General features: G+C 42.6%; 17 protein-coding genes. 13 read left to right on the forward strand and 4 right to left on the reverse strand.

The window, feature by feature from the left end; all coding sequences use genetic code 11:
• The first annotated feature begins 128 nt into the window (after positions 1-128).
• The 4 genes from ppdK (at position 129) to ACP2AF_RS18745 (ending at position 5,269) form a co-directional block, all read left to right on the forward strand.
• Positions 129-2,858: a pyruvate, phosphate dikinase gene (gene ppdK / locus ACP2AF_RS18730; protein ID WP_425237672.1), complete on the forward strand. Its 2,730-nt coding sequence runs from the start codon at positions 129-131 to the stop codon at positions 2,856-2,858.
• 324 nt (positions 2,859-3,182) lie between these two features.
• Positions 3,183-4,433, forward strand: a complete 1,251-nt coding sequence (gene sqr, locus ACP2AF_RS18735; protein WP_425237673.1) for a type III sulfide quinone reductase, selenoprotein subtype — start codon at positions 3,183-3,185, stop codon at positions 4,431-4,433.
• 16 nt (positions 4,434-4,449) lie between these two features.
• A complete protein-coding gene (locus tag ACP2AF_RS18740; protein ID WP_425237674.1) occupies positions 4,450-4,758 on the forward strand; it encodes a TusE/DsrC/DsvC family sulfur relay protein in 309 nt (102 codons plus the stop codon).
• A gap of 34 nt (positions 4,759-4,792) precedes the next feature.
• Complete coding sequence (locus ACP2AF_RS18745) at positions 4,793-5,269, forward strand: DsrE/DsrF/DrsH-like family protein (protein WP_422079462.1); 477 nt, start codon at positions 4,793-4,795, stop codon at positions 5,267-5,269.
• Between the two features lie 27 nt (positions 5,270-5,296).
• Here the strand turns inward: ACP2AF_RS18745 and ACP2AF_RS18750 are convergent, their stop codons facing one another.
• The 4 genes from ACP2AF_RS18750 to ACP2AF_RS18765 all read right to left on the reverse strand — a co-directional run bounded on the left by ACP2AF_RS18750 (position 5,297) and on the right by ACP2AF_RS18765 (position 8,494).
• Positions 5,297-6,616 (reverse strand): outer membrane beta-barrel protein, encoded by a 1,320-nt coding sequence (locus ACP2AF_RS18750; RefSeq protein WP_425237675.1) that lies wholly within the window; start codon positions 6,614-6,616, stop codon positions 5,297-5,299.
• Complete coding sequence (locus tag ACP2AF_RS18755) at positions 6,613-7,182, reverse strand: RNA polymerase sigma factor (protein WP_425237676.1); 570 nt, start codon at positions 7,180-7,182, stop codon at positions 6,613-6,615. Before ACP2AF_RS18755 ends, ACP2AF_RS18750 begins: the two co-directional genes overlap by 4 nt.
• A gap of 111 nt (positions 7,183-7,293) precedes the next feature.
• Positions 7,294-7,833, reverse strand: coding sequence for a hypothetical protein (locus ACP2AF_RS18760; RefSeq protein WP_425237677.1), 540 nt, complete (start codon positions 7,831-7,833; stop codon positions 7,294-7,296).
• A gap of 172 nt (positions 7,834-8,005) precedes the next feature.
• Positions 8,006-8,494, reverse strand: a complete 489-nt coding sequence (locus ACP2AF_RS18765) for a hypothetical protein (protein ID WP_425237678.1) — start codon at positions 8,492-8,494, stop codon at positions 8,006-8,008.
• 526 nt (positions 8,495-9,020) lie between these two features.
• On the opposite strand from ACP2AF_RS18765, the gene ACP2AF_RS18770 reads away from it, so the two are divergent.
• The 9 genes from ACP2AF_RS18770 (at position 9,021) to ACP2AF_RS18810 (ending at position 24,485) form a co-directional block, all read left to right on the forward strand.
• A complete protein-coding gene (locus tag ACP2AF_RS18770; protein WP_425237679.1) occupies positions 9,021-12,227 on the forward strand; it encodes a T9SS type A sorting domain-containing protein in 3,207 nt (1,068 codons plus the stop codon).
• A gap of 883 nt (positions 12,228-13,110) precedes the next feature.
• The gene (locus tag ACP2AF_RS18775) at positions 13,111-17,208 is read left to right on the forward strand and encodes a T9SS type B sorting domain-containing protein (RefSeq protein ID WP_425237680.1); all 4,098 of its coding nucleotides are present in this window, start codon (positions 13,111-13,113) and stop codon (positions 17,206-17,208) included.
• 350 nt (positions 17,209-17,558) lie between these two features.
• Positions 17,559-17,939, forward strand: a complete 381-nt coding sequence (locus ACP2AF_RS18780; RefSeq protein WP_425237681.1) for a hypothetical protein — start codon at positions 17,559-17,561, stop codon at positions 17,937-17,939.
• A 432-nt stretch (positions 17,940-18,371) separates the two neighbouring features.
• Positions 18,372-18,788, forward strand: a complete 417-nt coding sequence (locus tag ACP2AF_RS18785) for a hypothetical protein (protein ID WP_425237682.1) — start codon at positions 18,372-18,374, stop codon at positions 18,786-18,788.
• Between the two features lie 21 nt (positions 18,789-18,809).
• Positions 18,810-21,785 carry a gliding motility-associated C-terminal domain-containing protein gene (locus ACP2AF_RS18790; protein ID WP_425237683.1) on the forward strand — a complete coding sequence of 992 codons (2,976 nt, stop codon included), beginning with the start codon at positions 18,810-18,812 and terminating at the stop codon, positions 21,783-21,785.
• Positions 21,786-21,943: 158 nt separating this feature from the next.
• Positions 21,944-22,849 (forward strand): PorP/SprF family type IX secretion system membrane protein, encoded by a 906-nt coding sequence (locus tag ACP2AF_RS18795; RefSeq protein ID WP_425237684.1) that lies wholly within the window; start codon positions 21,944-21,946, stop codon positions 22,847-22,849.
• Positions 22,850-22,987: 138 nt separating this feature from the next.
• Positions 22,988-23,197, forward strand: a complete 210-nt coding sequence (locus ACP2AF_RS18800) for a hypothetical protein (RefSeq protein WP_425237685.1) — start codon at positions 22,988-22,990, stop codon at positions 23,195-23,197.
• Between the two features lie 102 nt (positions 23,198-23,299).
• Positions 23,300-23,668, forward strand: coding sequence for a hypothetical protein (locus ACP2AF_RS18805; protein WP_425237686.1), 369 nt, complete (start codon positions 23,300-23,302; stop codon positions 23,666-23,668).
• A gap of 82 nt (positions 23,669-23,750) precedes the next feature.
• A complete protein-coding gene (locus ACP2AF_RS18810) occupies positions 23,751-24,485 on the forward strand; it encodes a LytR/AlgR family response regulator transcription factor (RefSeq protein WP_425237687.1) in 735 nt (244 codons plus the stop codon).
• Positions 24,486-24,514: the final 29 nt, after the last annotated feature.

A 24,514-nucleotide genomic window follows, 5' to 3' on the forward strand; every position in this document is an offset into this window, starting at 1 on the left:
TCCCAGTTTTTGTAACCTATGTTACCGGATTTTCAAGCAATAAGGTGATAAATATCATGAAAACACTTCTGTGAAGTCTATACTTTTGAGTGATCCAAAATTCAGGTAAACACCTTAAAAACAATAGTATGGAAATCATGGAAGAAGTTAAAAAACGGGTATTTCGATTTGGTAGCAAATCGGCCGATGGGGACAGTACAATGCGAAACCTACTTGGTGGAAAAGGTGCCAATCTGGCCGAGATGAGCGCTATCGGAATCCCCGTACCGCCAGGGTTTACCATAACCACAGAAGTTTGTACGGAATATAATAAGTTAGGAGAGGACACTACATTGAAACTGATCAGGAAGGATGTTGAGCAGGCCATTGCCAATATTGAAAAGATTATGGATACCGAGTTCGGTAATTCGGAAAACCCTCTTTTGATTTCCGTACGATCGGGAGCACGTGTTTCCATGCCCGGAATGATGGATACCGTTTTAAATCTTGGTCTAAACGATGATGTGGTAAAAGGCCTTGCGGCTAAGACAAAGAACGACCGATTTGCCTGGGATTCCTACCGCAGATTTATTCAAATGTATGGAGGCGTTGTCCTCGGAATGAAACCGGAATCCAAGGACGATATCGATCCCTTTGAGGAAATTATGGAACACCTTAAGGAAAAGCGCGAAATTGAACTGGACACCCAATTTACCGTACAAGACCTTAAGGATTTGGTCTACGATTTCAAGGATATTGTAAAGAAGCGTACCGGTCACGATTTCCCGACAGACCCATGGCAACAATTATGGGGAGCCATTATCGCGGTTTTTAATAGCTGGAACGGAGACCGCGCCCTGTACTACCGTAAAATGCATGGCTATCCTGCGGATTGGGGAACCGCTGTAAACGTACAGGCCATGGTATATGGAAACATGGGAGATAGTTCCGGTACCGGGGTATGTTTTACCCGGGATGCAGGAACAGGAGAAAATGTATTTAATGGGGAATATCTGATCAATGCACAGGGCGAGGACGTGGTCGCAGGTGTACGCACCCCACGACAAATCACCACGCTTGGGTCCAAAAGATGGGCGGAACTGGCCAAGATCAATGAAAATGAACGTTTGGTTGCCTATCCCTCCTTGGAGGAATTGATGCCTACCATATATAAAGAACTTCATGGGTATCAAGAAAAGCTGGAAAAGCATTATCGGGATATGCAGGACATGGAGTTTACCATTCAGGAAGGAAAACTTTGGATACTACAGACCCGTAACGGGAAACGTACCGGAGCGGCCATGGTAAAAATTACGATGGATTTGCTCAAAGAAGGGTTGATTGATGAAAAGGAGGCACTACTCAGTATAGAGCCCACTAAATTGGATGAGTTGTTACATCCGGTCTTTGATCCAAAAGCCCTAAAACGTGCACATGTCATTGCCCAAGGATTACCTGCCTCTCCTGGGGCCGCAACAGGACAAATCGTGTTTTTTGCCGATGAGGCCCATAAATTCCGCCATAGCATCTTAACCCGAATAGAAACCTCTCCAGAAGATTTGGAGGGAATGAATATTGCCAAGGGCATCCTAACGGCTCGGGGCGGAATGACTTCCCACGCGGCCGTAGTCGCCAGGGGAATGGGGAAATGCTGTATCTCCGGTGCCGGGGCCTTAAAGATCAGTTACAAAAGACGGACGTTGACCGTAGACGGAAAAGTATATCATGAAGGGGATTGGATTTCCTTGAACGGTTCCACCGGAAATATTATTGAAGGTAAGGTGGCTACGAGCGAACCTGAATTAAGTGGGGAATTTGGTGAAATTATGAAATTGGCGGATAAGTATGGAACTATGGAGGTACGTACCAATGCCGATTCTCCAAAAGATGCAAAGGTTGCTCGTAATTTTGGTGCAAAAGGCATTGGACTGGCCCGTACCGAACACATGTTCTTTGAAGTAGATCGCATCAAGACCATGCGTGAAATGATCCTGGCCGATACGGTAAAGGGAAGAAAACATGCCTTGGAAGATTTGTTGCCTATGCAGCGTAAGGACTTTGAGGGTATTTTTGAAGCCATGGACGGACATCCCGTTACCATTCGCCTCTTGGATCCCCCATTGCACGAATTTGTGCCCCACCAATTGGCTACACAAAAGGAGTTGGCCGAGGATATGCACATCTCGTTATTGGCTGTTAAGAACAAAGTGGCGGAACTGCAGGAATTCAATCCTATGTTGGGGCACAGGGGATGTAGATTGGGAAACACCTATCCAGAAATCACTGAAATGCAGACCAGGGCCATAATTGAAGCGGCACTAAACCTAAAGGAAAGAGGTATTATCTCCAAACCCGAAATTATGGTACCCTTGGTAGGCACATTAAGTGAATTCATGGAACAGGAAAAGGTAATACGGAAAACTGCCGACAAGGTATTTGAAGAGTATAAGGACACTATCGATTATCTGGTAGGTACTATGATAGAGGTTCCCCGCGCAGCATTAATGGCCGATTCCATCGCAGAGCGCGCCGATTTCTTTTCTTTTGGAACAAACGATCTTACACAAATGGCCTTTGGCTATTCACGGGATGATGCCGGTAAATTCTTGCCCATCTATCTGGAGAAAGGGATTTTGACCGCAGATCCCTTTGAGGTTTTGGATCAAAAAGGTGTGGGACAGTTGGTGAAAATGGGAACGGAACGTGGCAGAAGTACCAAGCCTGATTTAAAAGTAGGTATTTGTGGAGAACATGGTGGGGAGCCTAGTTCTGTAGAATTCTGTTATGCTACAGGAATGAACTATGTGAGTTGTTCTCCCTTTAGGGTTCCCATTGCAAGGGTAGCTGCGGCCCAGGCTGTCCTAAAGACTGATAGTTGATCCAATTATGGACTTCATCCCCTTACAAAAAGAGGCGAAACTATAGTAATTGCGAATCGTTAACTAAGACCAAGTTCTGGGTAACGGTTCGCAATACTTTTTTGTGCCCTTTCTGCTACAATTTGTTCTTCTTAAAAACCATCCCCTCCAGTTTCCGGTAACATTACATAGGCAGAAAATACAGTTAATCCATTGATTTTTAGATGATTTATGTAACAAATGTTACCAAGTTTTAACCCTTCAACTGATTTTTGTCATGTCTTTTGAACCCCCATCCCAATAACTTTATGTGTATAAAATTAGAAAGGATAAAGCTTAGAAAGCATGAAGCATTTGGTCATATTAGGCGCGGGGACATCAGGTACCATGATGGTAAATCATCTCATTGGAAAGCTTCCCAAAAAAGAATGGAAAATTACCATAGTAGATCAGTATAAAACACATTACTATCAACCAGGGTTTCTGTTTCTTCCTTTTGATATCTATACCACACAACAGGTAAAAAAGGACGGTAGAAAGTTTATTCCAAAACAAGCGAATTATATCCAAAAAAAAATTGAGCTCATCCTGCCCAAGGAAAATTTGGTAAAGCTTGAAGGTGGGGAGGAACTACCGTACGATATATTGATCGTCGCGACTGGTACAAATATAGCTCCTGATGAAATAGAAGGTATGGACGGCCCAGGGTGGTATAGGGATATCTTCGATTTTTATACCTATGAAGGAGCTAAGGCACTACGCAATAAGCTACGGGAATGGGAAGGTGGAAAACTGGTAGTGCATATTACCGAAATGCCGATTAAATGTCCTATCGCCCCTTTGGAATTTGTGTTCCTGGCGGACTCTTATTTTAAGAACAAGGGCATGCGGGACAGCGTGGACATTACCTTCGTAACCCCTCTAAGCGGTGCTTTTACCAAACCCAAGGCTACCAAGGCCCTACACTACCTATTGGAAGAAAAGAACATTACGGAGGTTACCGATTTTAATATAGAACGCGTCGATTATGAAAACAAAAAGATAATCGATTATGCCGATACCGAGGTTGAATATGATCTGTTGGTTACCGTACCCACCAACATGGGGGATGCACTTTTGGAACGCTCGGAAATGGGAGACGAACTGAACCATATCCCAACGAACAAGGCCACCTTACAGACCTTAGATCATGAAAACATATTTGCCATAGGCGATGCCACAAACTTACCGACCTCAAAAGCTGGATCGGTCGCTCATTTTGAAGCGGAGATACTGACCGAAAACATACTTCATTACATAAAGGGAGAACCTTTGAAAGAGGAATTTGACGGACATGCCAATTGCTTTATCGAGACCGGTAATGGCAAAGCCTTATTAATCGATTTCAACTATACCCATGAGCCGGTAGAGGGAACCTTCCCGTTTCCCGGCGTAGGCCCTTTGCAGTTATTGAAGGAAAGTAGAGCGAACCACATGGGCAAAATGGCTTTTAAATGGGTGTACTGGAACATGTTATTAAAAGGTACGCATATTCCGTTCGTATCCGCGAACATGAGTACAAAAGGCAAACATTTTGAAAAAGTGGAATCTAACTAAACTAAAACAAGGTAAAATGGAAAAATTAATCGCACAACGTACTATTTCAGTAAATGAAGAAGGTTATTTGACCGATTTTTCACAATGGACGAAGGAAATCGGAGAGGAGATCGCCAAGGAGCAGGACATCGCCATGACGGCTAGGCACTGGGAGGTCATAGATTATATCCATGGTAAATTCCAAAAGGAAGAACCGTTGTCCATTCGGGGCATAAAAAAAAGCGGGGTTATTAATGTCAAAGAATTTTATCAACTGTTCCCTGGTGGCCCTTTAAAAAAAGCTACAATGATCGCCGGGATACCCAAACCCAAAAGTTGTATCTAAACCGGTATTCTTAGAACTATTTAAATCAAAAATCATGAGTAAGACCAAAGTGCGGAAAATGATGTTCATCCTTTCCAAAGCTACCATAGAAAATGTATATGCAGCATTTATCATGGCCAATGGTGCCCGAATGGAAGGTATAGAGTCCGAGATATTCTTTACTTTTTTCGGATTAGAAGCCATCCAGAAGAAAAAACTGGAACATTTGCGTGTGGCCACGGTGGGTAACCCTGCCATGCATATTCCAACGATGTTGGGTGGTTTGCCCGGGGTGGAGGCCCTGGCCACCAGTATGATGAAAAAGGAAATGGAAAAATTGGATATGCCGCCTGTTGGTGAATTTCTGGAAATCCTATCCGATTCCGGATGTAGGCTTTGGGCCTGTAAATTGGCCGTGGATATGTTCCATTTAAAGGAAGAAGATTTGATCGATGAAATCGAAGGCATCCTTACCATAGGGGATTTTTATAATAGAGCCGATCAAGAAGGCACGCAACTGCTATTCATTTAATCGATTTACTACCCAAAGGGAAATGGTCTAGAATGAGTTGAAATTTAGCCTAAGCTTTACTCCACCATTGGTAAAATCGATATTTTCCCGTGTAACAGGGGAAAGCGAGCTATGAAGAAAGGGTTCAACGATAAGGGATTGTTTTTTGTTGTTAATGGGCAGCTCAATACCAACGGATATATTCAATATCCCGGCAAAATTAAAACTCCCTGATTCCGATTGTATATCCGTTATTTCCGTTCTAAGGCTTTCCTGGGTCCGAGCTTCCCTGACCCCATTTAATCCATCAACAATAACAATTTTGGTTTCCTGAAAGGTAGATTCATCTTCTTCCTTAAAATAGGTAGTGGAAGAAACCCCCAGAGTGGCAAACCATTGCCTTTCCCCAATCCTGAAATTGTACTTCAGGTTTAGTGGTAGTTCCAATCCCGTTAAAATTGCCTGTCTAGATTTCAGTTGGGTTCCTTCCCCTATCTCATTGAGTTGATTCTCCTCAAAGTGAATGCGTTGATTGATCAGGGAAAGTCCGGTATAAAGATCTATATTTTTAAGAACAGGTATTTCTACCACGGCCCCACCGGAAAAGGTTACATTGCTTTCACCAGTGCCCTGATTATAATTTACCATGGGGGATAATACTACCCCAAACCTGATTTTGTTCCTTAGTATCTCATCCAAGGTTTCTTCATCAAATTCCTCTTCAAGCAATTCCTTGGAGGCTTCTTCTTCCAATTGGGCAATTTTTTCTTCCTCATCGGTCTCCACCATCATTTTTTCATTCTCCAAATCGGTTTTTGGCAAGGTACCCCCCACCAAAACGGTACTGTCCGTTTCTTTGGAAAACAACGGCTCTTCCTTTGCAGGATTATTTCTGATTTCATTTGAGTTTTTGGCCGTGGTACTTTTTGCCAGAACACCTTTCTTGGTTAAATCTCTATCATTATTGCTTGCCGCCTTTCCGGAAAGAACCCCACTTTCGTCTTTTTCTTGGGAAACCGTTGCTTCTGTATTTTTTAATATATCAATTTGTTCCTCCGAATCTTTTCTTTTTTCGAATTGATTTCTCTCAACATTTTTCTCCCTAGGGATTCCCTCTTTATTTTGTTCCACAGGTACCGTAAACCCATTTTGGGCTTCGTTTTTCAAAAACTGATGTACAAGTAACACTGTGGTAAAAAGAACCAGCACCATGGCCGCATAACGAAAGGGAAGCCATAGGATTACCTTTCGGTTCTTTTTCTTCTTTTTCAGGAGCTTTTCCCAATCTTCCGGATTATAAGGCTCCTCCCAATGACCAAGAACTCCCTTGATCTGCTCCACAAATTTATCATCAATAATATCTTTCATTTTGCGGATTTTAATTGGTTTTGCAATACAATTCTCAATTTCTTTTTGGCCCTTGCCAAAAACGTCCTCGAACTACTTTCACCAATATCTAGCATTTCTGCAATTTCTCCATGGGAATACCCTTGGATCTCAAATAAGGCAAAAACCAGTCGGTGTAATCTGGGCAATTGATCTAAAGCCATTAAAATATCAGCTACATTCAGCAGGGAAATCGCTTCGGCATTAATTTGGGTGCCCACCATAGTCTCTGGTTCCAAACTCAGGAATTTTTCTTTTTTTCTCCTAAAATTGTCTACCGAGGTATTAACAATAATCCTTTTAAGCCATGGTTTAAAGGGCTTTCCTTGATGAAACTTGTTGATAGAATGAAAGACTTTGACAAAGCTGTCATTCATCAGGTCAATAGCCTCTTCCCTGGAATAGGTGTTCAACCTGCTTATCTTAAAAGCATAGCCGTAAAAATGTTTGTACAACAATTCCTGACTACCTTTTTTTTTGAGTTTACAGTTGGAAACGAGTAACTCTTCAAGCTTTTCCCTATGGGTTTCTTTTGGTTTTTTTTTCAAACGGGGGTTATTAAAAAAAACTACGGCCACAAAGGTCGTGGCCATGAATATACAAGCTATTTCATAGCAATAAAGGTATAAATGAAAATACAGTATCCATAGCCTTTCCAATTAGCGGAAACAACAAGAAATATCTGGGTCAATAGTTCCATTGATTATGCTATAAACGTCTATGGAACAAGGCAGAGCTTCTGCATTATCCTTACCAAAAAGTTCTTCAAGGTCTATTTCCAAGGTCTCATTGATTACCCTGTTACAGCCAAAATCGTCATTATCTGCCCTATGGGAAACGAGTAGGGTCGTCTTACAGGGAGATATCTCCTTTACAATTCCATCCCAGGCCACATCAAAATAGTGATTTTGGCAGCCTCCACCATATGAAACACTTAATTTAAGTAAGGTACCTACTCGTGCTACGCTATCAATTACAAAATCAGCGATTCCCTGTACACCAACACCAGATAACCTTTTGTTATTCATATCTTTAAATACTTTGGCATTGGTTATGTAATTAATCTTGTTTTTGCCTTGTAAGATGGGATTACCATCATCTTTGTTGCAGGAAAGCAACACTGCCCCGATCAATACTATAAAACAAAGATTCTTGATCATTAGATACATCGGTACCCATACACTATTTGACTTTTTCATTTTTTACTTTTTATTATTAATTATTTGTTGTTTTTCCATTCTATACCTACCTATACGGCCAATAGCAAGGAAACGCTACACTTGGCAGAAAAAAATGAGTCTATTTGCAACATCCGATTTAAACGTATTCTTTAAATATGGGCCCTATGAACCATGACCGCTGATATTTTGCCTACAGGTGGTGTTCAACGGGGACTTCCTGATCCGGAGAATCGGTCTCGTTAAGCATACTATAAACGTCTATGGAACAGGCCAAGGTTTCGGTGTTGTCTTTCCCAAAAAGTCTTTCAAGATCTATTTCCAAGGTCTCCGTAAACGGCCTTATCGTACCACTGCCACAACTGACATTACTGTCAAGAATCTTTCGTGAGAGGGTCAGGTTGGTCTTACAAGGGGACGTCTCCCGTATGATACCCTCCCAGACCACATCAAAAATACATTCGCGGCATCCTTGATAAGAAACACCTACCTTGAGTAAATTCCTTTCGCGCTCTAACCCGACGATTTCAAAATTCGCACTGTTCTCCGATCCCTTACCATTTAACCTTTTGTTTTCCATATCCTTATAAAGCTTGGCACCGATCAACAGGTTTATTCCATTTTCTCCCGGCAAAGTGGGATTACCATCATCTTTGTTACAGGAGAACAATACAATTCCCATAAACACTAGAAAATAAATGCCCCCTAATACAATGCCTTTGTGACCATAAACTCTTTGAATTTTTCATTTTTGTAAAATTTTGTTTGCTGCCTACCTATACGGCCTGTAGGAAAGAAACGCTACACTTCATGGAAGAATACATTGAATTTGGCCGCGGTGCCCATTTTAAAGCATGCTTTTGAAAAGCTTCCCGCAAACCGTAATTCACATCTTTAGACAAAAGCTTATGGTATGTCTAACTCTATTTATGAAGTTGACGACAAACCCCATCATTAGTCACCTATAATCTGACAGAACCTACCGTTTAAGGGATTTCGAATAGGTCAACCTTTTATTCTTCTTAATTTTTATACCGTAACGATTAACAATTTTTTAATCGAATCAGGTAAAAGAATATCAATAGTAATTCAATACAAGATATTTCTTAACATATATATTGATTAATTGATAAAATCATATGATTTTTTCAACTTTTATTAGTAAGAAAATATTTCCATTTTAGTATTTTTAAAAAAAATAAATCAGCATGAAGAAAAACTACATTATCATGATATCCCCATTTTTTTTTCTACTTAATCATGGAGAATTGCAAATCCAAAAGAGGTTTGATAACATCTATAATACTGGCAAGATTAAAGATAAACAAGAGGTTTTTTTTACAAGGAACTTACCACTAACTTCTGAAAATAATAATGTAGTCAGCCCTTTTATCAATAAACCTATAATACAGGAACCCGTTGGGGTAAAAGCTTTTCCTACGGCATATGGGGGAGGTTCCGGGATTATAGGAGGTCGCGGAGGTACAATAGTACATGTTACTAATTTAAGTGATGATGGTAACCCTGGTAGTTTAAGGTATGCTTTGTTACTAGAAACTCCCAGAACGATAGTCTTTGATGTATCTGGAATAATTGAATTAAATAATATTATAGAGATACCTCTTGCAGCTTCTAACTTTACCGTCGCAGGTCAAACTGCCCCGGAAGGTGGCATTACTATTAGTGGTTTCCCCATTTCAATGGGTGGTGGATGGATATTATCTCTACAACCATGTAACAATGGGATTTGGCGATTTATTAGATTTAGGAACGGGACAACTACCGGAATCCCAGACCAACTACTACACTCAGGGTTTATTTCTACAGGTACGGATGGACTAATAATGGACCACTGCTCCTTTGCAATGAACGACGACCAAGCGATGAGCTTGAACGCAAACTATGGTAGTCTCGCAAACCATACCATTTCTAGATGCTTATTCTCCGAGAATGCCACAAACATTGTCTGGGGAATTAATCCCCCCACTGGCTCCACAGGTAATTTTAGTTATTTATTTAATCTTCATTCCCATCAGGGATGGAGAAACCCAAATCTGGGATATGAAGGTAGGGCAGATGTGATAAACAACGTATATTTTAATTGGTCTTTTAGAAACATCAATATAAACGGTCGCAGTCCTGACTTGAACCACTATAATAATTATTATAAAGCCGGGAGTTACAGATCCTCTGACAATAAATTACAGACAGGGAACACGACTACGGATCCTACCATCTACACGTCCAATAATTATCATTCCATTCTGGCCACTACGCCAGTTTCGGATGATAGACAGTTATGGACAGATTTCAGCACAGGTAGTCCTGTGGCAAATCAATATTTTGTAACTACTCCACATGCCGCCATGATTAACCCTGCTCCATTACTCACCGCTTCAGAAGCATATGCGGAGGTGCTATCTGATGTCGGTGCAAACAGATATGTAGCCGACGCGGGAGTTAGAGGGGAATATCTTGACTCATATGATACACAAAGAATAAACGATGTTATAAATTCTATTAGTCGAGACCCATTAAATAAGTCATGGACACAACCCATATTACCCAATAACATCAGAAGTTCAAATTGGGATACTGATAATGACGGTCTTCCCGATTTTTTTGAGAACAGCCATGGAGTTTCAAACCCATCAGAAGTAAAAAACAATTATGATTTTCCCGAATATATTTATCCAAATGTGAACAATTATGCAGCAATAGAAGTTTATCTTGCTTATGCCGCGGGCGATTTGGACAAACTGGAAAAGGTCGGTGGTAATGATAATTTATTCAACATCAACGGGACACCCAAGACCGTGGATTCCTACGACCCCGCATCACAGGATTCGGGCAGCTTCGATATACAGGACGGAGGGAACACCCTCAGGCTCACTGGAAACGCATGGAAGAAAACGGCATTGGACTACAACATTACCGTCAATACCGTACTGCAGTTCGACCTAAGGGTCACCGGGACAGGGGAGATCCACGGCATAGCCTTCGACGACGACAATACGTTGGGCGGCGAAACGCTATTCCAATTCGCAGGAACACAGACCGACTACGGCATCCAGAACTACGCGACCTACTCCGGCAACGGATGGGTGAGCTTCTCCGTACCCGTGGGACAATACGTAACCGGGAGCCCAAACCATATCGTCTTCGTGGCGGACAAGGATTCGAATCCGGAAACGCAGGAGAGCTTTTTTAGAAATGTCACACTGAGTGAGCCGACAAGCTTCAACATCAACGGGACACCCAAGACCGTGGATTCCTACGACCCCGCATCACAGGATTCGGGCAGCTTCGATATACAGGACGGAGGGAACACCCTCAGGCTCACTGGAAACGCATGGAAGAAAACGGCATTGGACTACAACATTACCGTCAATACCGTACTGCAGTTCGACCTAAGGGTCACCGGGACAGGGGAGATCCACGGCATAGCCTTCGACGACGACAATACGTTGGGCGGCGAAACGCTATTCCAATTCGCAGGAACACAGACCGACTACGGCATCCAGAACTACGCGACCTACTCCGGCAACGGATGGGTGAGCTTCTCCGTACCCGTGGGACAATACGTAACCGGGAGCCCAAACCATATCGTCTTCGTGGCGGACAAGGATTCGAATCCGGAAACGCAGGAGAGCTTTTTTAGAAATGTCACACTGAGTGAGCCGACAAGCTTCAACATCAACGGGACACCCAAGACCGTGGATTCCTACGACCCCGCATCACAGGATTCGGGCAGCTTCGATATACAGGACGGAGGGAACACCCTCAGGCTCACTGGAAACGCATGGAAGAAAACGGCATTGGACTACAACATTACCGTCAATACCGTACTGCAGTTCGACCTAAGGGTCACCGGGACAGGGGAGATCCACGGCATAGCCTTCGACGACGACAATACGTTGGGGGGCCAGACGCTCTTCCAGTTCGCCGGAACACAGAACGATCTTGGCATCCAGAACTACGCGACCTACTCCGGCAACGGATGGGTGAGCTTCTCCGTACCCGTGGGACAATACGTAACCGGGAGCCCAAACCATATCGTCTTCGTGGCGGACAAGGATTCGAATCCGGAAACGCAGGAGAGCTTTTTTAGAAATGTAATTTTTTCTGAGGGTTCAGCAAGTTTAAAATCAAAAGTTTCAATCGAAGAGTCGGATGAGATACCCATAGTTTCTCTATACCCTAACGAAGCAGATAAATTAGTTACCTTAAAAAGTAAAGAAATACTTAAAAGTGTATCTATATATTCAATAGATGGACGTGTCGTCAAACAGATTCCACATCTTAATACATCTATATTGAATATAGATTTATATGATGTCCCAAATGGATTATATATAATTGAATTTTCCACAAATGATTTAACTCATACCAAAAAATTGATTGTGCAGCATTAATTTATTACATACCAATAGAAAAGCAATAGTCCAGCTCGTTGCGGTCAAAATCACTATTATCCTTTCCGTGGCAGGAGATTATTAAACATAGTTAGGGTGGACGTATTTTCTTTGTATATCCAGACCAAATAAAAACAATGATTTAGGATACCTCCGGCATTTAAAACATTTCGTTTTAAGTTGGACATCAACACGCACTACGCTAATTATGTCAAAGTCTGTTTTTTTGTTCCTGTGTCATTTAACTTCTTATATTTTAAATTGTTTTATAAACAAGTCGCCCTTAGGTTAATCCTTTTTCCTTGTAAGAGGATTATTGCCAATCTTGGTATATGAAAGCAACACAATCCCAATCAACCCCGTACACAAAGACTTTTGAACCAGTCTTTCCTTACTAGTACACCATTTGAGTTTTCATTTTTGTAAAATTTTGTTTGCTGCCTACCTATACGGCCAATAGCAAGGAAACGCTACACTTCATGGAAGAATAACGTTGAATTTGATTGCAACACCTGTTTAAAACATACGATTGAAAAGCCTTATAAGTGTGAAACAATACTTGCGGGCTAGGAAAACAAAGAACAAACATGTCAAAAGGCAACATCTACCGATAAGTTGACGGAACATATCACGAAAAAGATTACTTCACATCATAACTTTATTTTCAATATATTATGTTTTTTCTTAAAACTTTATAGGAATTTACGTTCAATTAATAATACATACCGATAATTTGACCGAACCTACCGTTTACTCGATTGCGGAAACATCCACCCACCTTTCCCTTTAGTTTTGATATTGTAAACACCAGCCTCTGTTTTGGATGTCCCTCCCAAACGGGTAATCTAAATCATGGAGAAAAGGCAGGTAAAAACGTATTGAAATGTCCCCTTTCAAAAAGCTCGACCTACTTTTAATATTCGTGCTATGTAGTGCACTAAGCCATACCCTTATCGCACAGGTAACCTTGACCCACAATGTTGGTGAAATAGTACCTAATACACCTTTTTCATGTAGTCCGACATTTACAGGGCGGACTTTTAATCTTCAGGATTTTGGGATTGCGGAAGATGAGGAACTTACCATCAACGCTGCCGAAATAGCCTATCAAATTAAGATGGAAAGGGAACTTCGTGCTTGGGTAACTTTCTATGTGTACGCGATAGATGAAAATTTTCCGGCCTCCTTCTCCCGGACTCCAAGCACATTACTAGGAAAAAGTCAACTTGTTGAATTGGAGACGTCGCCGACCCAAAATGGCTTGACCCCTTTGAAGACCTTGACCGCCAATTTCAATCTTCCGGTGACCGTGCCCCCAAATACCAAAAGGATTTTGGTGGAAGTAGAGGGAAGGTTGCATCCAAATAGCCTCCATTTGGCATCTACCGAGGGTGAAACCGATTCCACCTGGCTCAATGGTGGCTGTCCCCCATACGGCTATGACACTGCTGAAAATTATGGGTATCCGGATGCGAATGCGTACTTAAAAGTTTTCGGTGAGGCCAAGGTGCCCTCCGGCTGCTCGGACTACCCTGTTAGAGGCGCAGCCCGAATCTGCGATTCCGATGGCGATGGTATCGTCCAGTTCGACGCGTCACATGTTGGATCCTCATTGAGCGGATGGGGAAAGGAAATCACCTTATATGACAGTCAGGGATCACAACTTCCCTATCCTCTTCCTAATCCATATACGAATACCGTTCCTTATGAAGAAGTAATTACAATTCGAGCGGTAGATACCATTAATGGGGGCTGCCAGGAAACCACATTTACCATAAGAACCGAAGACCCTTTTGACGTAGAGCAACCACTCGACCTATATGCCTGTGATGAGGGAGGCGGATATGCCCAATTCGATGTCTCCTCTATAGAAACACAAGTAATCGGTTCACAGACCGGACTTAATATCTCCTATCTTGATGCCAATGGCGATGAATTACTCAATTTCCCATCCGCCTCCTATAGGAATCAAAACCCTCATTCACAGACCGTTTACATAAAGGTGGCACCTAGCGGAACCTACAGCAATGATCCACTATGCTACGAAGAGACCTCCTTTGACCTTATTGTTAGGCCTCGGCCACAAGCCCTGCCCTTGAGCGATCAGGTGGTCCAGGATAACGATGGTGATGGATTTGCTGAATTCGATACATCTGGTGTAGAAAGTACCGTGATTGGCAGTCAGACCGGAATCGACGTGTCCTACTTTGATGCCCAGGGATCTCCGCTTCCCTATCCCCTTCCAAACCCATATACCAACTCGACCCCAAATCTGGAAACGATTACGGTACGGGTCACCGATCCCATTACCGGTTGCTTTGCTGAGACCCCTTTAACCTTGCGCGCCTCAAATACCCCAATAGTGATGAAACCATCCGACATCTATGCCTGTGATGAAGGGAACGGTTTTGCACAATTTGATGTCTCTACGATCGAATCGCAAGTAATCGGTACACAGACCGGACTAAATGTTTCCTATCTGGATACACAAGGACAGGTACTGCAAAATTTCCCATCGGCATCCTATAGGAACCAAAATCCCTATTCCCAGACCGTTACAATCAGTGTAACGGACCAAAGCGACCCTACATTTCATGTGGAGACCGCCTTCGACCTTATCGTAAACCCAATGCCCGTTGCACATGCCCTCCCAGATCTTATCGTGTGCGATGATGATGGGTTTGCAGAATTCGATACCTCCGAGGTCGTAGGCGTCGTGGTCGGGAGTCAGACAGGAATGGAAGTTTCTTACTTTGATGCCCAAGGATCCCAACTTCCCCATCCACTTCCAGATCCGTATACCAATACAGTACCCCATCAGGAAACGATTACGGTACGCGTTACCGATCCATTAAGCAATTGTTACGCTGAAACCCCGTTGAACTTGCGTGTTTCGAATAACCCAACCGTTGGGAATCCACCTAATTTGTATGCCTGCGATGAAGGGAACGGCTTTGCTAAATTCGATGTCACCTCGATCGAAACGCAAATAATAGGTACACAGACCGGACTAAACGTATCCTATCTGGATACCCAAGGACAGGTGCTACAAGGTTTTCCCTCAATGTCTTACAGAAACCAAGAGCCCTACTCTCAGACGATTACGGTAAGGGTGGAGAATGGCAACAATCCTGATTGTTACTTGGAAACTTCCTTCAACCTGGTTGTAAATCCCTTGCCCCAAGCCCAATCCTTGGAAGATTTAATAGTCCAGGATGAGGATGGGGATGGATTTGCCGAATTCGATACCTCAGGTATTGAGAGTTCGGTGTTGGGCAGCCAGACCGGAATGGAAGTTTCCTACTTTGATACGCAGGGAGCCCCGCTCCCTTCCCCCCTTCCCGATCCATATACAAATACTACCCCCTATCAGGAAACGATCACGGTAGTGGTGACCAACCCACTTACCGGATGCAGTGTGGAAACCCCATTGAACTTACGGGTTTTGAACACTCCTACAGTTGAGAGTCCAACTGATTTCTATGCCTGTGATGAGGGGAACGGCTTTGCCCATTTTGACGTCTCTTCGATCGAATCGCAAATAATCGGTACACAGACCGGACTAAACGTATCCTATCTGGATTCCAATGGAACGGTACTACAAGATTTTCCCTCCGCATCCTACGGGAATCGAGAACCCTATTCACAGACCGTCACCGTAAGTGTGACTGACCAGAGCGACCCTACATTTCACGCCGAGACCGCCTTCGACCTTATCGTAAGTCCCTTACCCGTGGTACATGCCCTCCCAGATCTTATCGTGTGCGACGATGATGGTATCACAGAATTCGATACCTCCGGGGTCGAAGGCGCGGTAGTCGGCAACCAGACCGGATTGGAGGTTTCATACCTGGATGCCCAAGGATCCCAACTTCCCTACCCCTTACCGAATCCGTATATAAATTCGGAGCCCTATTTGGAAACGATCACGATAGTAATCTCCAATCCTCTTACCGGGTGTACTGTAGAAACCCTATTGAACTTCCGGACATTTGAAGCTCCGGACATACCGCCTCTTCCAAATTTATATGCCTGTGACACAGGCGATGGCCACTCGCTTTTCGACACCTCTTCCCTGGAGACCCAAATACTTGGAGAACGCAGTGATTTGCGAATCTCCTACCTGGATGTCAATGGACAGGAACTATCCGGTTTCCCCTCTGCTTCTTATAGGAACGAAGATGCCTATTCCCAGACGGTTACAGTTAGGCTGGCCGAGGAAGATAGCCCTAGATGTTATTCCGAAGCTTCCTTTGACCTGATCGTAATCCAACCCCCGGTCATTGATCTACAGGAAACCTATTACCTCTGCGACCAGGAACCTTCCAGGACCATTTCCGCAACCCCCGATGCGGACTCCTGGACATGGTTCGCCGATGACGGCACCATACTTTCAAGTTCCTCGGAGGTGGATCTTTCCAAAGAAGGTATCTATACCCTTGTTATGGGCAAGACCCAAAACGGAATCTATTGTGAAAGCTCGGCCCCCTTTCGTCTGATACGTACTGAACCGACCCTTATAGAACAATTGAACACAGGTGAGGACTTCTCCGGGGATAACCGTATCGAGGTCCTTGCCTCAGGGGACGGGGACCTTGAGTACTCCATAGATGGCGAGAGCTATCAGGACGATAACATGTTCTATGAGCTTCCAGGAGGAACCTATACCGTATACGTAAGGGACAAGGACGGTTGCGGAGAGGATTCCAGGGAAACGATCCTGTTGGACTATCCCAAATTCTTTAGCCCAAACAGTGATGGGATAAATGACCGTTGGAAAATCGAAGACCTAACGGACTTCCCCGATGCCGTGGTCCAAATCTTCGATCGCTATGGAAAACTATTGGGCCGGATACGGCCCGGTGATAGTGGCTGGGACGGTACTTTCAAGGGAAACCCTTTGCCTTCGTCTGATTACTGGTTTACCCTCAACCTTGGTGACGGCAGGGAGTACAAAAAACATTTTGCCCTGAAGCGATAACTGGGAGGCCTTCATAACTTCTTTCTTGACCGACTATAATGCATAATTAAAAATATTATTATTCCTATCCCTTTTGTTACGTATACAAGTCATTATGGAAAGGAAGGCGGCAAAGTCAGTATCGCTATGGGAACAGGTTTAGGCAAACTAATAATCCAAGGTAACCAATCCGTCTTTATCCGTTACCTATAAAAAGAGGAAAGCTACCGTTTAATAAATCATGCAAACATCCAGGCATTCTACTTCGTAATTTTATCCCATAATAAACAGTTTACCACTGTGAATTTATAAAAAACCTAAATCCAAATCGTAGATCTTGAAACCATCAAAGCACAACAACCACAGCCTTTTTGAAAAATCTAGACCTACTACTTATGCTCTTGACCTTTCTGGTATTTGGCAAGATAGTAATAGCAAAAATACCAACAACTCGAAATCTGTGTTCCCCCATCTATTTCACCCGAATAGCCAGCGAACAGATTTCACCGGTGACCGAGAATTTAGGGGATTCTGCCACAGTACTGAAAAATGTAAACACCGCTATTTCCCCAAGGCTGGTGTTTACTTCCAATGTGTTGTTTGCAGTTTCTCCACAGGTTGCCAAAATACAGGCCGCTAGTGCCATTCATAGTACTTCCGTTGAGTTTCCCACCCCAATAGCGATATATATCGTGGACGACCTTTTGATTTGTGTGGTCGTCCGGGGTTCGGGAACATTATTATTTTATTAATGCTTCAGGTGAATTGACCGTAGGATCTATTGACCCTAAAATGCTAACTAACAGTATTGCTATTTACCTTTTCCCAAGATAAACCGGCCACAAGAAGAAGTTACGTCCAATAGTCATGTCCAAATTAGTCTGCCCCTATCCAAATTATAAATATTTACTTACATTTCAGGGAAAATAACCCTATTCCAATCCGCCAATGTTTCCTGCCGATGCGCAAATGGGACCTACCGTTACCTGAATCTCACCAACTTTGGCCCATTTTCCCATTTAATTTTGACATGAAAACAATCGGCCTCCCTATTTGGTGTCTACCCCAAGGACATTCCAAAGTATGAAAAGGGGTTTAAAGCCGATAAATTATTGATTATGTTCCTTTTTAAAAAGCTTGACCTACTAGTGCCGTTGCTCCTTTTGATGTCCGGCCAGGTAATTATGTCGAAAATATCAACGGCTAGAAATCTGGATTCTTTAATCTATTCTAACCCAAAAGAAAACAAACAGGTTTCATCGGAGACGTATATGCCCGGAGATTCCATTGCATTGTCGGAAAACGTAAGCATTGCTATTTCCCCCAGACAGGTGTTAATGTTTGACGAAATATCTAAAGTTTTTCTTCGGGTCGCCAAAATACTAACCAACTGTGTCATGCTTGGTATTTCCGTTGAATTTCCCACCCTTTTAGCGATATCTACCGTGGACGGCCTATTGATTTGTGAGGTCGTCCGGGGCTCGGGAGCGAATTCACTTATTGATACTTCCAACAGTAAATCCAACACACTTAAAAAGGTACGACAAGAATACTACAGAAATCATAAACAGAACCCTATCCGCCAAGTAATTGTTATGTAATTATTGCCAAACCAACCTACCATGAAAAAAAAACCACATTCAACAAGCACCCCCATGCTGTTGTTCCTATTGGTTTTTACTTGCCAAATTATCAATGCGCAATGTGACGCGACCAACTTTACGGTGACGGCCAACTCTGGAACTTGCCCTGCCAATGGTTCAATTGATATAGAGCTTCCCGGTGGTTCTCCCTGTCTGGGATGGCAAGCCATTCTTACCAATCAGGGCGGGATAGAAACTATACAAAACATTCCCGTTAATGGAGAAGCGGTTAGTTTTAAAGCTCTATCCACCGGTAGTTATTCCATACGATTGATCAATGGGCCCACCGAAATACCTTATTCGGGAAACCCTGTAGTTATAACCACCTCCTACGAGGCTATGGATATTACCAGCAGTAATACGGCTCCATCATGCCCAACAGATGCTGACTTCTACAGTCCGGATGGAACTTTGAGCATAAGTGTAAACAGCGGTGGCACGGGGCCTTTTCTTTATGAAATCACCTCACAATTCGGTATACAGCGTTTTGGCCCCAGCACAGACACTTCCCATACTTTTGGCAACATGGTCGGGGGCGAATCGGTTTCCATGACCGTAACGGATTTGGGTTGTGGGGTAGCCGAAACACAAATTCCGATAATAGCCGATAATCTTGATAGAGCTTCTATATCACTGAATGGTGAATTTCTAAGGAGATGTGCCCCGGACTGTACTATGTACGATGCAACATTTAGGGCAAGGGTCTATTCGCAAGATCGCATAGATAACGTACTACTTTCTGGTAATGCTACCATCCGCATTAACGGGGGGGCACCACAGGATCTAACTCTAGAGAATGTTAACGAAACTACAGTTACTTTTAAACATCTTCCCGGGTTAATGGAAAACGATACCTATACCTTGGCGTTTGACGATGGATGCTATCAATTTGGTGAAAGTCATGTGGTACCAAGGATTGATAATGATTTTCTTGTTATAACTCCGGAACAAGGTCTTGACGTATCCACTTGTGCCCCCATTCATCAGATAAATGGTAGCGGTTCATTTTGCAGTACAAATTCGATTACCATAGAACAGGAAATTACACCTGGCGTATGGACAAATGTAACATCTTCCAATTCCTTGAATGCCAATAATTTTTTCTATATACTACCAGGTCCGGGACATTACAGGATTACCGCATCGGATGATTGCCATACGGTGGTCAGAGAATTCGATACCCTTCCGGAAACGAATTCCCTGGAAGAAATAAGCATACGGAATTCTCCTTCTGTTTTGGAAGGAACAGGTGCCGTAGTAATTGATAGAACGTCAGCGCCTAGTAGCAATATCACCGTTCCAAGTACAACTTACGAAATAAGTCCCGTACCTTTTGTTCCCAATAGTACTATTAATCCCACACATCCCTTTACCTTGGGAGGCTCCTATACCTTAAACTTCCCGATAACCTATACCACCACTATAAATCGCTCAATTATAGGAGATTTACCTCTGGGTGATTATGAACTAAAGGTCACCTCGTGTGGTGCCGAAAGGGTGATCCCCTTTGAGGTCACTGACCCGGCGCAATACAGCCCTATGCTACAGACCCTTAGTGGATGTTCCAATTCAGGTCGAGTTATTTATGACCTGGGAGCGCTGAACGTTGCCAACACTACCAATAATCGCATAGATGTGGAGTTATGGACCAACGACGGTAATGATGGATTGGGTGTATTGGTGACCAACGATATTCCTCCCGATGGCCTTTCCGGTTCTTTTAATAATCTCGCGGCAGGAGATTATGTCCTACGCTTTGCCGGTATTAGATTTCAATCCGGGAACGATACCGAAGTTTTCTCCGCCGTTACGCTCAGCAATGAGGAAAGGGAATATACAGCTCCGGTTAGTATTGACCCATTTCAAAATATAACCGCCACGACATCAGGTACTTTTTGCGATTTTACAGATCCCTCATCGGGAATAATCTTTACCGAGATTCTAAGTGGTACTGCTACCTATCCCATGGTTTACGAATTATTTGAAACCACAGATCTGGATATGGCCGTACAAACATTTACGGAAACTGAACCATCTGTTACTAGCCACCTTTTTCAGAATGTTCCCCAAGGTGACTACTTGATTCGGATTACCACTCCTTGTGATGCCCTGGATCTTAATTTAAACTTATTACCGGTATCCCTTCAGGTACAGGCAACGGCAGATAGTGTTTTTGTCTGTTCTCCGGGAACCGCCGTGGATTTGTCAATTAATCTGCCTGAAAGCCTATATGATATTGAATGGGCCGATAGCTTGGGGAACCCATTGGGCTTGGGAACTTCCATAACCGTGAATGTAAATACCACCTCGACTTATACGGCAAGTTATTCGCTAAAACCCGTCTTCTGTGCTGGAGTAGAGGTAGAAACCCTTTCTATTACGATCCCTTTACGACCTGGTCTTTCCCTTTTAGGGCCCGTGGTCGAGAATTGTGACACGCAAGGTGGCTTTTATACCTTGGTCGCCGAATTGGATGGTATTGCCCCCTATACTGCATCGGGAACTGGTGCCCCGGGTACGTTCAATGGAAATATTTGGACTTCGGATCCTATCCCTATCGGTACGGATTATAACATAAGCCTTGAAGATGTAAATACCTGTGGTATTACTATAGCCGATGTATCCCCGATTAGTTGCGTCTTTGATGATGTGTGCGGATTGGATAAAATTATCACCTCGGACACGGTTACTGCCAATGGTGATGGTGTTAACGACAGATTTGAAATTACAGGAGTAGAAAGCTGCAATTACATCTTTAAGTTGCGGCTTTTCAATAGATGGGGCAATCTTGTTTACCAATCAAACGATTACCGCAACGATTGGGGGGGATCCGCTCCTAATAATTCATTTGGTAGTTCTGACAAACTGCCTTCGGGAACCTATTATTACATCATTACTGTACAGGACCAAGAATTAAAACCTATAGATGGGTACATTTATTTTGGCTCCAATTAAAAGCATCCAATACTAGGATTTGTCATAGCACGAAGCAAAGTGATTGAATAGCAACTCATGACAGAAAATAAAACATAAAACGATTATTAAAAACGAAAACCAAATTGTAGCTCCATGACATAGATATCGTCTACCAAAAACCCCCAACCTCACAAGGCATGAAAAAACAAAGGAAATACCTAATCCTGATCACCATATTGTACGGCGCAGTCCTGAGTTCCCAGCAATTGCCCCAGTTTACACAATACCTGTACAATACAGTTTCAATAAATCCGGCATATGCCGGAAGTAGGGGCGTATTTAATGGGACCATCCTTCACAGAAACCAGTGGTCCGGTTTGGAAGGAAACCCCAGAACAAATACGGCAACGGTACACATGCCCATAGAATTTACACGTGTAGGTATTGGCCTGTCCTACATCAACGACAAGCTAGGTTTTGAAAGCACCAATTATATTTATGGTGATTTTTCATACTCCATACCTGTAAATGAAAAAGTAGAAATGTCGTTCGGACTTAAGGCCGGTTTTACGAGCTATTCCCTTGAGAACCCAGACCCAAATGACAGCTTCTTTGCGGACAATGGTACTGTGTGGTCCCCAAATTTTGGAGCAGGAATATACGTAAGTTCACAACGTTGGTTCCTAGGAATTTCCTCGCCCAGAATCCTCAATACGGACTTGAACCAAGGAGAGTTTATGGCTTTGGAAAGAAATAGTTACTATGCCATAGGCGGTGTGGTATTTGACTTGTCCAGAGACTTAAAATTTAAACCTTCCATAATCCTAAAATTCACGGATGGCGCACCAGCCACTTATGATATTTCAGCTAATTTTTTGCTATACGATAAGTTGTGGTTGGGAGCAACCTACCGCTACAATTTTGCGAACAATTTTGGAGCAATTATGGATTATCAGCTCACGAAGGAAATTAGGATAGGGTATGCTTATGACCTTCCAACCACAGAATTTAGAACGTCCAGCTCCGGCACCCATGAAGTGCTGTTGATCTATGAACCCTCCTTTCGAAGAAGAGGAGGTATAAAATCTCCTCGATATTTTTAATGGAGCGTATGCGTAAAAACTCCTTTATAAACAAAAAACATATGTCAGAAGCATCAACAAATGATATCTCCCAAGAAAGGACATATGCTTACATATTTCTGATAAACAATAAGTTAAAAACAATGAGTCTATTATAAAATGAAGCATGAAGATTCACTAAAATTTGCATACCGTCAGTTAGCGGTTTCCTTTTTGCTCACTGGAGATAACAAAAAGGCCATAGCGTATTTCCAATTATTTATTGATGACGAGGAAACCCATTCAGAATATCATGAAAAGTATATAAAAGCCCTTATCAAGGATGGTAGGCGCAAAGAGGCGGAATTGTGGTTAAAAAAACAAGAATAAAAGCATAGGTAAGGCCAGTAATTAACAAGGAAAACAAAAATGGACAACCTAATATAAGATAGATCTAATGAATTAAAAGTACACGATACAAGAATACGTCATATGAAAACGAGAAGAAATCTAATTATATATGATAAACAGGGCCCTTTGGGAAATACGATTGCGCGCTCTTTCCAAAAGACACCGATTACAGTTTATAAGAACAAAAAATTAACGCAGATACTGAATCTGGTAAAGCTCAAGCAAAAAATCAACTTTGTCTTTGTGCTATTCATATTCAACGAAGAGTTTGAATTGGTGGAATCTACCTTGTTGGCCCAACTTAATGTTCCTATCATTTTTGCTCCAACGAACAAGCATAGTTATAAAAACCTCATCAAGATGAAAGGTATTGAGGTGGTGGACGTTTCAAAACACAAGAGCTTGCATATTTCCCAAATTCTGGATTTTTTGGAAGCCCACGATACTTAACCCTACTTTTTAGCGTTAGATTAAAGCATTGATATTTAAGCTGTTGATTTTTAACTCAGACTTATATTGCAAATTCTAACTGATGAATGTAGTACTCATAGATGATGATCTTTCCGAAATAAACTACTGTAGGGAACTGTTTGTCAGGAACTTTTCCCATATTGGTGCTTTACAATGCTTTAGCAATTCTACGGAAGGTCTGCACTTTCTGAATGAAACCCGACCGGATTTGTTAATTGTTGATGTAGAAATGCCCAACTTAAATGGGTTGGACCTTTTAAAGCGGCTTAAATCTCCAAATACGGAAATTGTATTTTGTACCGCTCATGATAAGTTCGCTATAGAGGCGTATCGGAATTTTGCATTGGGCTTTCTCCTAAAACCGTATAATGAGGCCGATTTTATCGCCGTTGTATCAAAAGCCATCCAAAGATTGAAAGCGACCGCTAAGGAGACGGTACCGAATGAAAGGCAATTGGAAGCATTGGAGTTGGAAAACAAAAAAATTCCTATTCCTACTTTGGGATGCACCTATTTTTCAAGTATTCTGGATATTATCCGATTGGAAAGCGTGGACAGCTATGCAAAAATACATTTAACCGACGGTAGCATTCATATGAGTTCTTATGGCATCAAATTTTTTGAAAAGATTTTGACCATGCCTTTGTTTTTTAGGACCCATAAATCACATTTGGTAAATCTCAAAAAGGTTTCTAAACTCTTTACGGACGGTACTTTGGTTCTGGAGACTGGGGATCGTATCCCTGTGGCTAGGCGAAGAAGACCAGATTTAATGGCCATTTTTGACCAATTCTAAAACCCTGGCAAAGCCTATCTATGGCAAAA

Origin of the sequence: Ulvibacterium sp. (assembly GCF_965248315.1) — a bacterium.
In the GTDB taxonomy this organism is placed as follows: domain Bacteria; phylum Bacteroidota; class Bacteroidia; order Flavobacteriales; family Flavobacteriaceae; genus Ulvibacterium.

What these genes read in the sequence shown, in the direction of transcription:
- ppdK (WP_425237672.1), top strand. Translation starts at nt 129, where the DNA reads ATGGAAATCATGGAAGAAGTTAAAAAACGGGTATTTCGATTTGGTAGC.
- sqr (WP_425237673.1), top strand. Translation starts at nt 3,183, where the DNA reads ATGAAGCATTTGGTCATATTAGGCGCGGGGACATCAGGTACCATGATG.
- ACP2AF_RS18740 (WP_425237674.1), top strand. Translation starts at nt 4,450, where the DNA reads ATGGAAAAATTAATCGCACAACGTACTATTTCAGTAAATGAAGAAGGT.
- ACP2AF_RS18745 (WP_422079462.1), top strand. Translation starts at nt 4,793, where the DNA reads ATGAGTAAGACCAAAGTGCGGAAAATGATGTTCATCCTTTCCAAAGCT.
- ACP2AF_RS18750 (WP_425237675.1), bottom strand. Translation starts at nt 6,616, where the DNA reads ATGAAAGATATTATTGATGATAAATTTGTGGAGCAGATCAAGGGAGTT.
- ACP2AF_RS18760 (WP_425237677.1), bottom strand. Translation starts at nt 7,833, where the DNA reads ATGAAAAAGTCAAATAGTGTATGGGTACCGATGTATCTAATGATCAAG.
- ACP2AF_RS18765 (WP_425237678.1), bottom strand. Translation starts at nt 8,494, where the DNA reads ATGGGAATTGTATTGTTCTCCTGTAACAAAGATGATGGTAATCCCACT.
- ACP2AF_RS18770 (WP_425237679.1), top strand. Translation starts at nt 9,021, where the DNA reads ATGAAGAAAAACTACATTATCATGATATCCCCATTTTTTTTTCTACTT.
- ACP2AF_RS18775 (WP_425237680.1), top strand. Translation starts at nt 13,111, where the DNA reads ATGTCCCCTTTCAAAAAGCTCGACCTACTTTTAATATTCGTGCTATGT.
- ACP2AF_RS18785 (WP_425237682.1), top strand. Translation starts at nt 18,372, where the DNA reads ATGTCGAAAATATCAACGGCTAGAAATCTGGATTCTTTAATCTATTCT.
- ACP2AF_RS18790 (WP_425237683.1), top strand. Translation starts at nt 18,810, where the DNA reads ATGAAAAAAAAACCACATTCAACAAGCACCCCCATGCTGTTGTTCCTA.
- ACP2AF_RS18795 (WP_425237684.1), top strand. Translation starts at nt 21,944, where the DNA reads ATGAAAAAACAAAGGAAATACCTAATCCTGATCACCATATTGTACGGC.
- ACP2AF_RS18800 (WP_425237685.1), top strand. Translation starts at nt 22,988, where the DNA reads ATGAAGCATGAAGATTCACTAAAATTTGCATACCGTCAGTTAGCGGTT.
- ACP2AF_RS18805 (WP_425237686.1), top strand. Translation starts at nt 23,300, where the DNA reads ATGAAAACGAGAAGAAATCTAATTATATATGATAAACAGGGCCCTTTG.
- ACP2AF_RS18810 (WP_425237687.1), top strand. Translation starts at nt 23,751, where the DNA reads ATGAATGTAGTACTCATAGATGATGATCTTTCCGAAATAAACTACTGT.